This is a genomic window from Rhodoferax sp. ZS1R8 (genome assembly GCF_056521325.1).
Genome location: NZ_JBWMBA010000009.1, coordinates 17,581 through 31,119, shown reverse-complemented (window position 1 = coordinate 31,119; position 13,539 = coordinate 17,581). Strand labels below are relative to the sequence as shown.

Annotated in this window: 18 protein-coding genes; 13 read left to right on the top strand and 5 right to left on the bottom strand. The window is 59.7% G+C overall.

What is annotated here, in order from left to right; all coding sequences use genetic code 11:
- The 3 genes from darG to AC097P_RS22660 all read right to left on the bottom strand — a co-directional run bounded on the left by darG (position 1) and on the right by AC097P_RS22660 (position 2,993).
- Positions 1-1,083 carry a type II toxin-antitoxin system antitoxin DNA ADP-ribosyl glycohydrolase DarG gene (gene darG / locus AC097P_RS22670; protein WP_479612705.1) on the bottom strand — a complete coding sequence of 361 codons (1,083 nt, stop codon included), beginning with the start codon at positions 1,081-1,083 and terminating at the stop codon, positions 1-3.
- Entirely contained in the window at positions 1,083-1,733 is a 651-nt protein-coding gene (darT, locus tag AC097P_RS22665; protein ID WP_479612704.1) for a type II toxin-antitoxin system toxin DNA ADP-ribosyl transferase DarT, read from the bottom strand. Before darT ends, darG begins: the two co-directional genes overlap by 1 nt.
- 291 nt (positions 1,734-2,024) lie before the next feature.
- The gene (locus AC097P_RS22660; RefSeq protein WP_479612703.1) at positions 2,025-2,993 is read right to left on the bottom strand and encodes a helix-turn-helix transcriptional regulator; all 969 of its coding nucleotides are present in this window, start codon (positions 2,991-2,993) and stop codon (positions 2,025-2,027) included.
- 102 nt (positions 2,994-3,095) lie between these two features.
- On the opposite strand from AC097P_RS22660, the gene AC097P_RS22655 reads away from it, so the two are divergent.
- Complete coding sequence (locus AC097P_RS22655) at positions 3,096-3,707, top strand: glutathione S-transferase family protein (RefSeq protein ID WP_479612702.1); 612 nt, start codon at positions 3,096-3,098, stop codon at positions 3,705-3,707.
- A 77-nt stretch (positions 3,708-3,784) separates the two neighbouring features.
- Here the strand turns inward: AC097P_RS22655 and AC097P_RS22650 are convergent, their stop codons facing one another.
- Positions 3,785-6,025 carry a malate synthase G gene (locus tag AC097P_RS22650; protein ID WP_479612701.1) on the bottom strand — a complete coding sequence of 747 codons (2,241 nt, stop codon included), beginning with the start codon at positions 6,023-6,025 and terminating at the stop codon, positions 3,785-3,787.
- Between the two features lie 111 nt (positions 6,026-6,136).
- On the opposite strand from AC097P_RS22650, the gene AC097P_RS22645 reads away from it, so the two are divergent.
- Both AC097P_RS22645 and AC097P_RS22640 read left to right on the top strand, forming a co-directional pair.
- Positions 6,137-7,339, top strand: a complete 1,203-nt coding sequence (locus tag AC097P_RS22645) for a CaiB/BaiF CoA transferase family protein (protein WP_479612700.1) — start codon at positions 6,137-6,139, stop codon at positions 7,337-7,339.
- 6 nt (positions 7,340-7,345) lie between these two features.
- Entirely contained in the window at positions 7,346-8,266 is a 921-nt protein-coding gene (locus AC097P_RS22640; protein WP_479612699.1) for a LysR family transcriptional regulator, read from the top strand.
- A 49-nt stretch (positions 8,267-8,315) separates the two neighbouring features.
- Here the strand turns inward: AC097P_RS22640 and proC are convergent, their stop codons facing one another.
- Positions 8,316-9,137: a pyrroline-5-carboxylate reductase gene (gene proC, locus AC097P_RS22635; RefSeq protein WP_479612698.1), complete on the bottom strand. Its 822-nt coding sequence runs from the start codon at positions 9,135-9,137 to the stop codon at positions 8,316-8,318.
- 303 nt (positions 9,138-9,440) lie between these two features.
- Between proC and rplN the strand changes: the two genes are divergently transcribed.
- The 10 genes from rplN to rplO are packed head-to-tail and all read left to right on the top strand — an operon-like array spanning position 9,441 to position 13,527.
- Positions 9,441-9,809, top strand: coding sequence for a 50S ribosomal protein L14 (gene rplN, locus AC097P_RS22630; protein WP_117178124.1), 369 nt, complete (start codon positions 9,441-9,443; stop codon positions 9,807-9,809).
- 9 nt (positions 9,810-9,818) lie between these two features.
- Positions 9,819-10,139, top strand: a complete 321-nt coding sequence (gene rplX, locus AC097P_RS22625; protein WP_479612697.1) for a 50S ribosomal protein L24 — start codon at positions 9,819-9,821, stop codon at positions 10,137-10,139.
- A gap of 2 nt (positions 10,140-10,141) precedes the next feature.
- A complete protein-coding gene (gene rplE / locus AC097P_RS22620; protein ID WP_479612696.1) occupies positions 10,142-10,681 on the top strand; it encodes a 50S ribosomal protein L5 in 540 nt (179 codons plus the stop codon).
- An 8-nt stretch (positions 10,682-10,689) separates the two neighbouring features.
- Positions 10,690-10,995, top strand: a complete 306-nt coding sequence (rpsN, locus tag AC097P_RS22615; RefSeq protein ID WP_479612695.1) for a 30S ribosomal protein S14 — start codon at positions 10,690-10,692, stop codon at positions 10,993-10,995.
- Between the two features lie 18 nt (positions 10,996-11,013).
- The gene (rpsH, locus tag AC097P_RS22610) at positions 11,014-11,409 is read left to right on the top strand and encodes a 30S ribosomal protein S8 (protein ID WP_315487707.1); all 396 of its coding nucleotides are present in this window, start codon (positions 11,014-11,016) and stop codon (positions 11,407-11,409) included.
- A gap of 23 nt (positions 11,410-11,432) precedes the next feature.
- On the top strand, positions 11,433-11,966 hold the full coding sequence (rplF, locus tag AC097P_RS22605; protein ID WP_479612694.1) for a 50S ribosomal protein L6: 534 nt from the start codon (positions 11,433-11,435) through the stop codon (positions 11,964-11,966).
- A gap of 11 nt (positions 11,967-11,977) precedes the next feature.
- A complete protein-coding gene (gene rplR, locus AC097P_RS22600; RefSeq protein ID WP_315487709.1) occupies positions 11,978-12,343 on the top strand; it encodes a 50S ribosomal protein L18 in 366 nt (121 codons plus the stop codon).
- Positions 12,344-12,360: 17 nt separating this feature from the next.
- On the top strand, positions 12,361-12,885 hold the full coding sequence (gene rpsE, locus AC097P_RS22595) for a 30S ribosomal protein S5 (RefSeq protein ID WP_209394003.1): 525 nt from the start codon (positions 12,361-12,363) through the stop codon (positions 12,883-12,885).
- 14 nt (positions 12,886-12,899) lie between these two features.
- On the top strand, positions 12,900-13,082 hold the full coding sequence (gene rpmD, locus AC097P_RS22590; RefSeq protein WP_315487710.1) for a 50S ribosomal protein L30: 183 nt from the start codon (positions 12,900-12,902) through the stop codon (positions 13,080-13,082).
- A gap of 13 nt (positions 13,083-13,095) precedes the next feature.
- A complete protein-coding gene (rplO, locus tag AC097P_RS22585; protein ID WP_479612693.1) occupies positions 13,096-13,527 on the top strand; it encodes a 50S ribosomal protein L15 in 432 nt (143 codons plus the stop codon).
- Positions 13,528-13,539: the final 12 nt, after the last annotated feature.

The window sequence follows — 13,539 nt, the reverse complement described above, 5'->3', positions numbered from 1 at the left end:
TCAGGTAGCAGTGGCTTGGCGTGGTGGGTTGGTCAGTCGCTCTAATGCAAAGCCAATAGCCTCGTCGTGAAACAACTTTGCCTTACGTTGCGCTGCGCCAGGTACGGGCCAAGCCAGCAAACCTTCGCGCACGGCAGAAACAGTAGGGCTTACATGCTGGTTGATCAAAAGCCAATCCACTGTTGCAAGCAGCTCCATGCCAAACGGGGATTCAAATCCGTCAATCAGTGCGGCTGTTTCTTCGAGCGCCGGAAGATAAGCTTTGGCCTCGCTTTGCAAGAAGGCCTGTACCAAGTCTTTGCGATCATCATCAAACCAAATTACATCCAGCTTGTCCGCGTCAGCAATACGTTTATCGCAATGCAGATAGCTGCCATCCAGCTTGTCGATCAGCTTGTCCAGGCGGTTTGCGTATGGGCCATATCGATTCGCTTCAAACTGCAGATCCAACGGATTGTCACCAGGCATGAGCCGTTCGATAGAGCGCTCCAGAAACCAAGCCAGCTTTTGAATTTCCAGCAAGCTGCATTCCATTCCCAGCACCCAGTAGCGGCGCACCAGCTCAGCAATCAGCGCGCGGGCCGGAGTCAGCTTTTCAACCCCTGTGCGCTTGGCTACGTTCTGGTACTGCTTGGTGGGCTCAAACACTGTGATCTCAATATCGGTCAGATCGCCCAGCGCACGTTCAACTTCTGGCTTCACCACTTCCCAGTCCAGTCCGCCATTGCCCGCGCCCAAGGGGGGGATTGCGATGGATTTGACCTTGTTGTAGATCAGAAACTTGCGAAGGTCTTGCAATCCCTCGGTCACCCATTCGAGCTTAGACGGTGAGCGCCAGTGCTGCTTGGTGGGGAAGTTCACGATCCAGCGCGGGCCATCCAGTTCGGCGGGCTGGGTGATGAACATGTGGCCGGTGCGCACCTCGTTCGCTTTGCATGCGGCTGCGTACTCGCGGTAGTTGTCGTCAAAGCGCTCTTTGAACATCAGCGCAATGCCTTTGCCCATCACGCCCACGGTGTTCACTGTGTTCACCAGCGCTTGCGCGCGGGCTTCCAGCAAATTACCTGTTGTGAAATAGAGCATCAGAAATACCACCCCGGACGTGCATGAACCGGCAAGTTCAGCCCAAGGGCTGCAACTTGCGCCTGAGCCTGTATTTTGCCTGCTTCTGAATGGCAAACAATACCTACCAACCCGGATACCGGGCAGTGTCGGTGGATCAGCGCTTCGGCCTGATAACGCTCAAACTTGGCAGGATCGTTCTCGTCCCGCTTGAAATCCCGGGCCTGCAAAAGTTGCCAGTCCACCTTGTCCAGATGGGCCAAGTCGTTGTAATACGTGGCCCAGCGGTAATAAGCATGCTTGTCGGTGAACAAAAACGGCAGCCCCTGCTGGGCTACATGGTGCAGGCTGGACACCAGAATCACGATCTCGTCGTTCTGCCGCTGCTGCACGCCGCCGCGCCCGGAGCGGATGTTACGCATCATCACCGAGAAGGGCGTGAAATAGAAAGGCACGTAATCGTTAAGCAGCCCGCCCGGTGGCACTGGCACCGAGTGGCGTGCCCGCTTGTCTATCAACTCCGAATTGCCAATGCTCACCCAGTTGGGGGCACGTTGGGCACCGTTACCGCAGTGCAGACCATGCTGCAGCACCCACGGCAAATTGTCGCGGTGGATGATCCGCCAGATCAGCGCCTTCTCCGGGTTTAGATTGTGAAAAAGACTAGCCAATCATTCGCTCCGAAACGTCGGGACCCGCATCAACCGCAGACTTGCTGTCGAGCAGTTCTTGAGGCGAGGGAAGAGGAGTTTGGCAGAGGGCATAAACGTATGGTACCAAGCCGCCGTGATCAGAATGTCCCACAAGAGCACGGTCCCCTGAGGCCACGTTTTGGAGGGATGGTTATGCGCCTAATTGGCCTCCAGCCCTCGTGGAATATGTGCAGTTCGCTCCTAAATCAGGAGCGATTTGCGGGGCTTGCCGATCCGGCCACAGACGTGCCGAAGTTGCAGACCACCGCGTCAGCCCCTCGCCAGGCTGCGCATGATCCGCTGCGCCGCAAGTGCCAAGCGTTCCCGCAAGGCCGGCGGCTCCAGCACCTCGAACTCGACCTCCAGCACGATCAGCCAGTAGACCAACGAATCGAGCGCATGGGTGCCGCATTGCAGCAGGCAGCGCCCCTCATCGCCGTCGACCGCTTCCAGCCGCGCGGCCGTGGCCGGAATGCGGGCGGCCATCTGGGCCAGCGGGGCGTGCAGGATCACCCGGGCTTGCTCGGCACCGGGTGCAATGACCAGGGAGCGTGCAACAAAGGCACGCAGATCGCCACCGTCGGGGCCAACGCGCGGCGCAAAATGCCCACCGACGGTTGCTGCACCGGCAATGCGGTCGATGCGGAAAGTGCGCCAGTCGCTGCGCCCCCGGTCCCAGGCCACCAGATACCAGCGGCTGCCGGTGTGGACCACGCCCTGCGGTTCGACCGTCCGCCGGCTGTGCCCACCCTTCGCGTCCACATAGTCGAAGTCCAGGCCTAACTGGTCGCGGCAGGCACCGGCGAGATCGGTCAGCAGGCCGGCATCGACGCTGGGCCCGACGACATCCAGGGCGTGCACTGCTGAGCGCAGCGCATCGGCGCGCTGGCGCAAGCGCAGCGGCATCAGCTGCTCGAGCTTGACCATGGCCTGCAGCGCGGGTTCTTCGATGCCGCCGACCCGGCCGGAGGCGGCGGTGCGCAGGGCGATCGCGACAGCCAGTGCTTCGTCGTCGTCCAGCAGCAGCGGCGGTAGGGCCTGGCCCGGCCGCATGGCATAGCCGCCCGCAACGCCGCTGCTGGCCGCAACCGGATAGCCCAGTGTGCGCAGCCGGTCGATATCGCGCCGCAGCGTACGCGGATGCACGGTCAGGCGCTCGGCCAGCTCCGGCCCGGCCCAATGGCGTCGGGTCTGTAGCAGGGACAAGAGGCGCAGCAGGCGCGAAGAGGCACTCAACATCGGGCCACTATAGCCACGATTGAGGGCCGAATTTGTCCGCAATGGTTTCTACAGTGATAGCTTCATCGGCGCTGTGTCGATGCATCGAAAGGAAAACACACTATGTCCTCCATCGTTTTGTACTGGCACCCCATGTCCAGCGCCACCCCCGTCGCCTGTGCGCTGGCCGAGCTGGGCCAGCCGCATGAGCGGGTCAAGGTCGACATCCGGGCCGGCGAGCAGCACCGCCCGGACTTCCTGGCCCTAAACCCCAATGGCAAGGTGCCGACGCTGACGGTCGACGGCGCGCCGATGTTCGAGGCTTTGGCCATCCAGCTGTGGCTGGGCGAGACCTATGGCGTCGAGCGCGGACTATGGCCGGCGGCCGGCACACCCGAGCGCCTGCAGGCTCTGTCGTGGTGTGCCTGGTCCTATGTCAGTTATGGCGCGGTGCTGACGCGTCTGCACCGTGCGACGCAAGGTGATGAGGCCCTGCGCAGCAGCGCCCATGCCGACGCGGCCCGGGCCGAACTGAATGCACTGCTGGCCCTGCTCGATACCAGGCTGGCGCGCCAGCCGTGGATGCTGGGCGACGCGTATTCGCTGGTGGACCTGCTGGTCGGCTCGGTGATGGGCTACAGCGCCTATGTCGGCGCTCCGGTGGCCGACCATGCCCACGTGCAGCGATGGCTGGGCCATGTCCAGGCACGGCCGGCGATGCAGATCGAGGGTTAATGCCAGATTGGCCGCTAGCCCTCGTGGAATGAGCGTAAGCCGCTCCTAAATCAGGAGCGCTCTACGGAGATTGCTGCTCAGGCCGCAGCCTTCACCTTCAAGCGCCAGGCATGCAACAACGGCTCGGTGTAGCCGCTGGGTTGCGCCAAGCCCTTGAACACCAGGTCACACGCCGCCTTGAAGGCCATCGATGTTTCGAAGTTGCCGGCCATCTTCTGGTACAGCTTATCACCAGCGTTTTGTTTGTCCACGACGGCAGCCATGCGCTCAAAGGTCTCGGTGATCTGCTCCTTGGTCACGACGCCATGGTGCAGCCAGTTGGCCATGTGCTGGCTGCTGATGCGCAGCGTGGCACGGTCTTCCATCAGGCCGATGTTGTGGATGTCGGGCACCTTGGAGCAGCCCACGCCCTGGTCGACCCAGCGCACCACATAACCCAGGATGCCTTGGGCGTTGTTGTCCAGCTCCTGCTGCTTCTCTGCCGCAGTCCAGTTGGGCGTCGTAGTGACCGGCACTTGCAGCAGGTTGTCCAGAATACCGTCGCGGGCCTTTTCGTAGTTGGTTTTTTCCAAGTCCTTCTGCACATCGCTGACCAGCACCTGGTGGTAGTGCAGCGCGTGCAGCGTGGCGCCGGTGGGGCTGGGCACCCAGGCGGTGTTGGCACCGGCCTTGGGGTGGGCAATCTTCTGCTCCATCATGGCCTTCATCAGGTCGGGCATGGCCCACATGCCCTTGCCGATCTGCGCCTTGCCGCGCAGGCCGCAGCTCAAACCCACCAACACATTGTTTTTCTCATACGCGGCGATCCAGGCGCTGGTCTTCATGTCGCCCTTGCGGATCATCGGGCCGGCCTGCATGGCGGTGTGCATCTCGTCGCCGGTGCGGTCCAGGAAACCGGTGTTGATGAAGGCGACGCGGCTGCTGGCCGCGGCAATGCAGGCTTTCAAGTTGACGGATGTGCGGCGCTCTTCGTCCATGATGCCCAGTTTGACGGTGCTGTCTTTGAGGCCCAGCATCTTCTCGACGCGGCTGAACAGCTCGGCAGCAAAGGCCACCTCGGACGGGCCGTGCATCTTGGGCTTGACGATGTAGACCGAGCCCTTGCGCGAATTGCGCACTATGCCTCTTGCGGCGTCTTTCTTGGTACGTGCCAGGTCGTGCATCGCAATCGTGGTGGTGACAACCGCATCCAGAATGCCTTCGGGGATCTCTTGTGTGCTGCCGTCCTTGGCGGTGTACAGAATGGCAGGGTTGGTCATCAGGTGGCCGACATTGCGCACAAACATCAGCGAGCGACCGTGCAGCGTGACCTTGCCTTTGCCGTTGGCCGCCGAGTAGACGCGGTCGGGGTTCAGGCCGCGGGTCAGCGTCTTGCCGCCTTTTTCAAACGATTCGGTCAGCGTGCCATTCAGAATGCCCAGCCAGTTGCTGTAGGCCAGTACCTTGTCATCGGCGTCGACCACGGCGACCGAGTCTTCCAGGTCCAGGATCGTGGACAAGGCTGCCTCCAGCACCAGGTCAGCTACGCCGGCCGCATCGGTCTTGCCGATGGGTGTGGCGCGGTTGATGATGATGTCGATGTGCAGGCCGTTGTGTTGCAACAGGATGGAAGAAGGGGCGTTGGCCGCGCCCTGGAAACCGATGAATTGCGCTTTGTCGGAGAGCTTGCTTTTGGTGCCGTCTTTCAACGTGACGACCAGGTCACCGCCCTTGACCGCGTAGCCGATGGAGCCCACGTGCGAGCCCTTCCTGAGCGGCGCCGTGCGATCCAGCACATTGCGCGCATATTCAATGACCTTTTTGCCGCGCTTGGGGTTGTAACCCTTGGGCCCCACTTTTTCCTGGCCCTTGTCTTCACTGATGACGTCCGTGCCATACAGCGCGTCGTACAGGCTGCCCCAGCGGGCGTTGGCTGCGTTCAGTGCGTAGCGGGCGTTCAACACCGGCACCACCAACTGGGGGCCAGCTTGTTTGGCCAGCTCGGCGTCTACGTTGCTGGTCGTGATCTTGGCCTTCTTCGGGCTCTCCACCAGATAGCCAATCTTCTGCAAAAAGGCCTTGTAGGCGGGCATGTCGGTGATGGGGCCGGGGTTGGCGGCGTGCCAAGTGTCCATCTCGGACTGGATGCGGTCACGCTCTGCGAGCAGGGCGATGTTCTTCGGGGCCAGGTCGGCGACGATGGCGTCAAAGCCTTTCCAGAATGCGTCGGGTGCTATGCCAGTGCCAGGCAAGACTTTGCCTTCAATGAACTGGTGCAAAACGGCGGCCACTTGCAGGCCATGTGCTTGTGTGCGGGGTGTGGAAGACGGAGTGGTCATGGTGATAGGCCTTTTTACGAATGAGGGCTACTGTATTCCATATGTAATGAGAATACTATATGGATAATTATCAATCTATTGATGACAAATTAAGCTGTAATAAGGCGGACCATGGCGGATTCCAAACTTCTCCCTTTGCAAGGCGTCCGCGTCGTCGAGTTCACGCATATGGTCATGGGCCCAACTTGCGGCATGGTGCTGGGCGACCTGGGGGCGGAGGTCATCAAAGTCGAACCGCTGGCCGGTGACAGCACACGCAAGCTGCTGGGCAGCGGCGCAGGTTTTTACCCGCTATTCAACCGCAACAAGAAAAGCCTGGCGATTGACCTCAAAAGCGACAAGGGACGTGAGGTGGTGTTGAAACTGATCGCCACTGCCGACATCGTCAGTGAAAACTTCAAGACGGAGACCATGCAGGCCCTGGGCCTGGATTACGCCAGCCTGGCCCCGCGCGACGAGCGCCTGATTTACGTCAGCCACAAGGGTTTTCTGCCCGGCCCGTATGACCACCGCACGGCGCTGGACGAGGTAGTGCAGATGATGGGCGGCCTGGCCTACATGACCGGGCGACCCGGCGACCCGTTGCGCGCCGGCAGCAGCGTCAACGACATCATGGGCGGTATGTTTGGTGCCATCGGCGCCATGGCAGCGCTGATGCAGCGGGCCCAGACCGGCAAGGGCCAGGAAGTGCAAAGCGCGCTGTTCGAGAACAACATCTTTCTCGTGGCCCAGCACATGGTGCAGTTCGCGGTGACGGGCAAGGCCGCCGCACCCATGCCGGACCGCATCTCGCCCTGGGGTATTTACGACGTGTTCAATGTCAAGGACGCCGAACAAATCTTTTTGGCCGTGGTGGGGGACGGGCAGTGGAAGACCTTTTGCGAGGCCTTTGGCTACGCCGACCTGTTTGCCGACCCGCGCGTCACCACCAACAACGACCGCGTGCTGGCGCGCAGCTGGCTGATCCCCGAGCTGCGGCAGCGGCTGGCCCGGTTCAACCGCGCCGAGTTGTCGCAGCGCTTCGAGCAGGCGGGCCTGCCGTTTGCGCCGATTACCGACCCGCAGCATCTGTTTGACGACCCGCACCTGCAGCAAACCGGCGGTCTGGCGCCGATGACGCTGCCCGATGGCCGCGCCACCCAAGTGCCGTTGTTGCCCATCACGCTCGGCGGCGAGAGGCCGGGCCTGCGCCTGAACCCGCCGCGCCTGGGTGAACACGGTGCGGAGATTCTGCAGGGCCTGGGCTACAGCGCAGCAGAGATTGCAGACCTGCAGCGTGCTGGAGTGGTGCGGCTGGAAGCGCCCCAGGCCTGACCGACCATGGACAAGCTGAAGCAACTGGAATCCTTTGTTGCCGTTGTAACCCGCGGCAGCCTGACCGCGGCCGCACTCGCTGAAGGTGTGGCACCGGCCATCATGGGCCGCCGGCTGGACGCGCTGGAAGAGCGTCTGGGCGTCAAGCTGCTGCTGCGCACCACGCGGCGCATCACACTCACCCACGAGGGTAGTGCGTTTCTGGAGGACTGCCAGCGCCTGCTCGCCGATCTGGCCAATGCCGAGGCCAGTGTCAGCGCCGGTGGTGTCAAGGCCAGTGGGCATTTGCGGATCACCGCGCCGGCCGGATTTGGCCGCCGCCGTGTCGCACCGCTGGTGCCCAAGTTTCGCGAGCTGCACCCTGAGGTCACCATTTCATTGAACCTCAGCGACCGTGTTGTCGACATCGCCGGTGAGGCCTACGACTGTGCGGTGCGCGTGGGAGACATGCCGGACTCATCCCTGGTCAGCGTGCGCCTGGCCGACAACCGCCGCCTGTGCGTGGCCACGCCGGCCTATGTGGAGCGCCATGGCAAGCCGCAGAGCCCGCAGGATCTGGCGCGGTTTGATTGCCTGACATTGTCCAGTGACGCATCGCAAACCCGGGGCTGGGCCTTCAGCGTGGGGCCGCAGGGCGCGCGCGAGGTTATCCACTTCAAGCCGGTCGGGCCACTGGATTGTTCTGACGGCCAGGTGCTGCACGACTGGTGCCTGGCCAGCTACGGCATCGCCTGGCGCAGCACCTGGGAAGTAGAAGCCGAAATCGCCGCCGGTGCGCTGGTCGTGTTGTTGGACGAGTTTGCTGCGCCACCCAATGGCATTTATGCGGTGTTCCCGCAACGCAAACACCTGCCGTTGCGCGTGCGGCTGTGGATCGACTTCCTGAAGCAGCATTACAGCCGCCCCGGTTTCTGGCAGGCGCTATAAAAACAGGAGCTGCTTACGCACGTTCTACGAGGGCTACAGCTCTATTCGCCTATGAGGACTCGCCAAACTCTGCGCCCATATCACGGGCCCGCCGGTGTGCCGCGTGTAGAGCCTTGGCAAACAAGTCCTTCATATGGCTGTCGTCCATCGAGGTGATGGCCGCATGGGTGGTGCCGCCTTTGGACGTGACGCGCTGACGCAGGATCTCGGGTGGCTCGTGGCTGGATTGGGCCAGCTCTCCAGCACCAATAAAGGTGGCCACCGCCAGCTGGTAGGCCTGCTCGCGGTCCAGGCCCATCTCGGCCCCGGCGGCGGTCATGGCCTCCATGAAATAGAACATATAGGCCGGGCCTGAACCGGAGATGGCGGTCACGGCGTCCAACTGGGCCTCATTGTTGAGCCATAAGAACTGCCCCATGCCCGAGACCACGCGCTCCGCGTGCTGGCGGTCCGCATCGGTCACGGCGGCGCGGGCGAACAGGCCGGTAATGCCTTTTCCAATCAACGCCGGTGTGTTGGGCATCGTGCGGATCACGCGCTCGTTGCCCAGCCATTTGGCAATGCTGTCACTGGGAATGCCGGCCGCCACGCTGATGTGTAGCGCCTCGCGCGTGTAAAAGCGGTTCTGCAGCGCCGCTTCCTTGAAAGACTGGGGCTTGACCGCCCAGATGACGATGCTGGCACTACCCAAAAAGGGGCCCGCCTGGGCCTGGGCGGCAATGCCCTGGTGTGACAGGAGGCGAGCGCGGGCTTCGTCCAAAGGTTCCACCACATCGATCTGCGCCACGGGGAAGCCCTGCTTCAGTAATCCGCTGACCATGGCAGTGGCCATATTGCCGCCGCCAATGAATGCAATGTGGTGTTGGTGCATGGATGTATCCCTTAGAGCCGGTGCAGCCCTTTTAACGAGTGGAATGTCATTGTCGCAGGGCAGAAAGTGCGCCCTTTGCGCTGCTGCGACAGTTTTCTTGCAACACGCCCGCAAAAAGGTATTGCACGGGCAGAAAAGCTGTGGCATACTAGCGGGCTTCGCTTGTAAAAGCTGAAGGTTCTGCCCAAATGAATGTGGCGCGAGTGGTTCGCGTCAAGTACAGCGGGCCCAAGACTGACTCGTTGTTGGTGTTTGCCAGAGAGCTGGCAAGCGCCGCTCCTGGTGCAAGTTGGGAATATTGAAATGATCCAGACTGAATCTCGATTAGAAGTCGCTGACAATACCGGCGCTAAGTCCGTCCTGTGCATCAAGGTGCTCGGCGGTTCCAAGCGTCGCTACGCCAGCGTCGGTGACATCATCAAAGTTAGCATCAAAGAAGCTGCTCCCCGCGGACGCGTCAAAAAGGGCGAAGTCTACAGTGCGGTTGTGGTTCGTACTGCTAAGGGCATCCGTCGCAGCGACGGCTCTTTGGTGAAGTTTGACGGCAATGCAGCAGTGTTGCTGAACGCCAAATTGGAGCCTATCGGCACCCGTATCTTTGGACCCGTTACGCGTGAACTGCGTACCGAAAAGTTCATGAAGATCGTGTCCCTGGCTCCTGAAGTTTTGTAAGGACGCGCCATGAATAAGATTCGCAAGGGCGATGAAGTTATCGTTACCGCAGGTCGCGATAAGGGTAAGCGCGGGACAGTGTCCCTGCGCAAAGATGACTCCCATCTGGTGGTCGAGGGTGTTAACTTGGTGAAGAAGCACACCAAGCCAAACCCCATGAAGGGTGCGGTCGGCGGTATTGTTGAAAAGACAATGCCCATCCACCAGTCCAACGTAGCTATTTTCAATGCTGCGACTGGTAAGGCGGACCGCGTAGGTATCAAGGTGTTGGCTGACGGCAAGCGCGCTCGCGTTTTCAAGTCCAGCGGCGAAGAAATCAAGGTGGCATAAGCATGGCACGTCTGCAACAACAATACCGCGAAAAGCTGGCTCCCGAGCTGATGGCCAAGTTTGGCTATACCTCGCCGATGCAAGTGCCGCGTCTGACCAAGATCACCCTGAACATGGGTGTGAGCGAAGCCGTCGCCGACAAAAAGATCATGGACCACGCGGTCAGTGATCTGACAAAAATTGCTGGGCAAAAGCCTGTCGTGACCAAGTCTAAGAAGGCTATCGCGGGTTTCAAGATCCGTGAAGACCAGGCGATTGGTTGCATGGTGACTTTGCGTGGCGTGCAGATGTATGAATTCCTGGATCGTTTCGTGACCGTGGCTCTGCCCCGCGTACGTGACTTCCGTGGTATCTCTGGTCGTGCATTTGATGGCCGTGGTAACTACAACATCGGCGTCAAAGAGCAGATCATTTTTCCTGAAATTGAATATGACAAGGTTGATGCCTTGCGTGGTCTCAATATTAGTATCACCACGACGGCCAAGACCGACGAAGAGTGCAAGGCGCTGCTCGCTGGCTTCCGTTTCCCGTTCAAGAACTGAGGTGACCCGTGGCTAAAATGGCTTTAATCCAGCGCGAGCTGAAGCGTGATCAATTGGCTGCCAAGTACGCCAAGAAGTACGCTGAATTCAAGGCAATTGCCGGTGACGTGAAGCGTACCGAAGACGAGCGCGCTGCTGCCCGTCTTGGTTTGCAAAAGCTCCCCCGCAATTCCAACCCAACCCGTCAGCGTAACCGTTGCGCCATTACTGGACGCCCACGTGGTACGTTCCAGCACTTTGGCCTGGCCCGCGCCAAGATCCGTGAAATGGCCTTTGCCGGAGAAATTCCTGGCATCGTCAAGGCCAGCTGGTAAGCGATAGGAGAACCAAACATGAGCATGAGTGATCCCATCGCCGACTTGTTGACACGCATCCGCAATGCGCAAATGGTAGCCAAGACTACCGTTTCTGTGCCTTCTTCCAAAGTGAAGGTTGCGATTGCCCAAGTGTTGAAAGACGAAGGCTACATCGACAACTTCAAGGTCTCTACAGCTGACGGCAAGTCCGAGCTGGAAATCGCTTTGAAGTATTACGCAGGCAAGCCTGTGATTGAGCGTATTGAACGCGTCAGCCGTCCTGGCCTGCGTGTTTATCGCGGCAGCGATGCTATCCCCCAGGTCCAAAATGGCCTCGGCGTTGCCATCGTGACTACGCCCCAAGGCGTCATGACAGATCGCAAAGCGCGCGCTACCGGTGTCGGCGGCGAAGTGTTGTGCTACGTCGCTTAATGCTACATTGAGGAGAAATACAAATGTCCCGTGTAGGTAAACTTCCCGTTACTGTCCCCGCTGGTGTGGATGTGTCTATCAAAGACAACCAAATCAGCGTCAAGGGTACAGGCGGCACTTTGCATCTGACGCTCAATTCGCTGGTGACAGTGGTGAGCGACGCTGGCAAGCTGAGCTTCAAGGCGGCCAATGAGTCCCGCGAAGCCGATGCCATGTCCGGCACTATGCGCCAATTGGTGAACAACATGGTGGTCGGTGTGACCAAGGGCTTCGAGAAGAAGCTGAGCCTGATCGGCGTGGGTTACAAGGCCCAGGCTACCGGCGCCAAGTTGAATCTGGCTGTGGGTTATTCACACCCTGTCAACTTTGACATGCCTGCTGGCATCACGGTTGCGACGCCAACCCCGACCGAAATCCTGATCAAGGGTGCGGATCGCCAGCGCGTGGGTCAAATCGCCGCTGAAGTTCGTGCTGTTCGTCCGCCAGAGCCCTACAAGGGCAAAGGCATCCGCTATGCGGACGAGAAGATCACGATCAAAGAAACCAAGAAGAAATAAGGAGCTGCAACATGTTGACCAAAAAAGAGCAGCGTCTTCGCAGAGCCCGTCAAACCCGCATCCGCATTGCTACGCAAGGCGTTGCACGTTTGACCGTGAACCGTACCAACTTGCACATCTACGCCAGCGTTATTTCTGGCGATGGTGGCAAGGTGCTGGCTGCAGCCTCCACGGCCGAACTCGAAGTTCGCAAGGCCCTGGGTGCCGCGGGCAAGGGTGGCAATGTTGCCGCGGCCCAGATCATTGGCAAGCGTGTGGCTGAAAAAGCCAAGGCTGCCGGTGTCGAAAAAGTCGCATTTGACCGTGCAGGTTTTGCGTACCACGGCCGCGTCAAAGCGCTGGCTGATGCGGCACGTGAAGCTGGCTTGCAGTTCTAAGCAGATCGGAATACAGAATGGCTAAAGTTCAAGCGAAGATGCAGGGTAAGGCTGAAGGGCCTGAAGACGGCCTGCGCGAAAAGATGATCGCGATCAATCGCGTCACCAAAGTGGTTAAGGGCGGCCGTATTCTCGGTTTTGCAGCTTTGACCGTGGTCGGTGATGGCGAAGGTCGCATCGGTATGGGTAAGGGTAAATCCAAGGAAGTGCCTGCTGCTGTGCAGAAGGCTATGGAAGAAGCCCGTCGCAACATGATCAAGGTTTCGCTGAAGAATGGTTCCATTCACCACAAGGTGATGGGTCATCACGGCGCTGCCAATGTGATGATGGCACCTGCCCCCAAGGGTACAGGCATCATTGCCGGTGGTCCTATGCGCGCAGTGTTCGAAGTGGTTGGTATCACCGATATCGTGGCCAAGAGCCACGGTTCTACCAACCCCTACAACATGGTTCGTGCAACCTTGGACGCGCTGTCGGTGTCGACAACGCCATCTGAAGTTGCGGCCAAGCGTGGCAAGACTGTTGAAGAACTCTTCGTCTGAAAGCGGACTTCAAAATGACAACACAACAAACTGTAAAGATCCAATTGGTGCGTAGCCCGATTGGTACCAAAGAGTCGCACCGCGCCACTGTGCGTGGTCTGGGCCTGCGCAAGCTGCGCAGCACCAGCGAACTGGTGGATACACCCGAAGTTCGCGGCATGATTAACAAGATCAGTTACCTGGTCCGAGTGCTCTAAGAGGTCGATGATGATGGAACTCAATAGCATCAAGCCAGCTGATGGCGCCAAGCATTACAAGCGTCGTGTCGGTCGTGGTATCGGCTCTGGCATTGGCAAGACCGCAGGTCGCGGCCACAAGGGACAAAAATCCCGTGCGGGCGGCTACCACAAGGTTGGCTTTGAAGGCGGTCAGATGCCTATGCATCGCCGTTTGCCCAAGCGCGGTTTCAAATCGCACCTGCTGCAATTCAACGCTGAAATCACACTGACTACATTGGAAGTGTTGGGCCTGGCTGAGGTTGATTTGTTGGCGCTGAAGCAAGCCAAGTTGGTTGGTCAAATGGCTAAGGTCGTCAAGGTTATCAATACGGGCGCTCTGACCAAATCGGTCAAGTTGAACGGTATTGGTGCGACTGCCGGCGCTAAGACGGCTATTGAAGCCGCTGGCGGCAGCGTCGCTTAAGTCAGAAGTCGA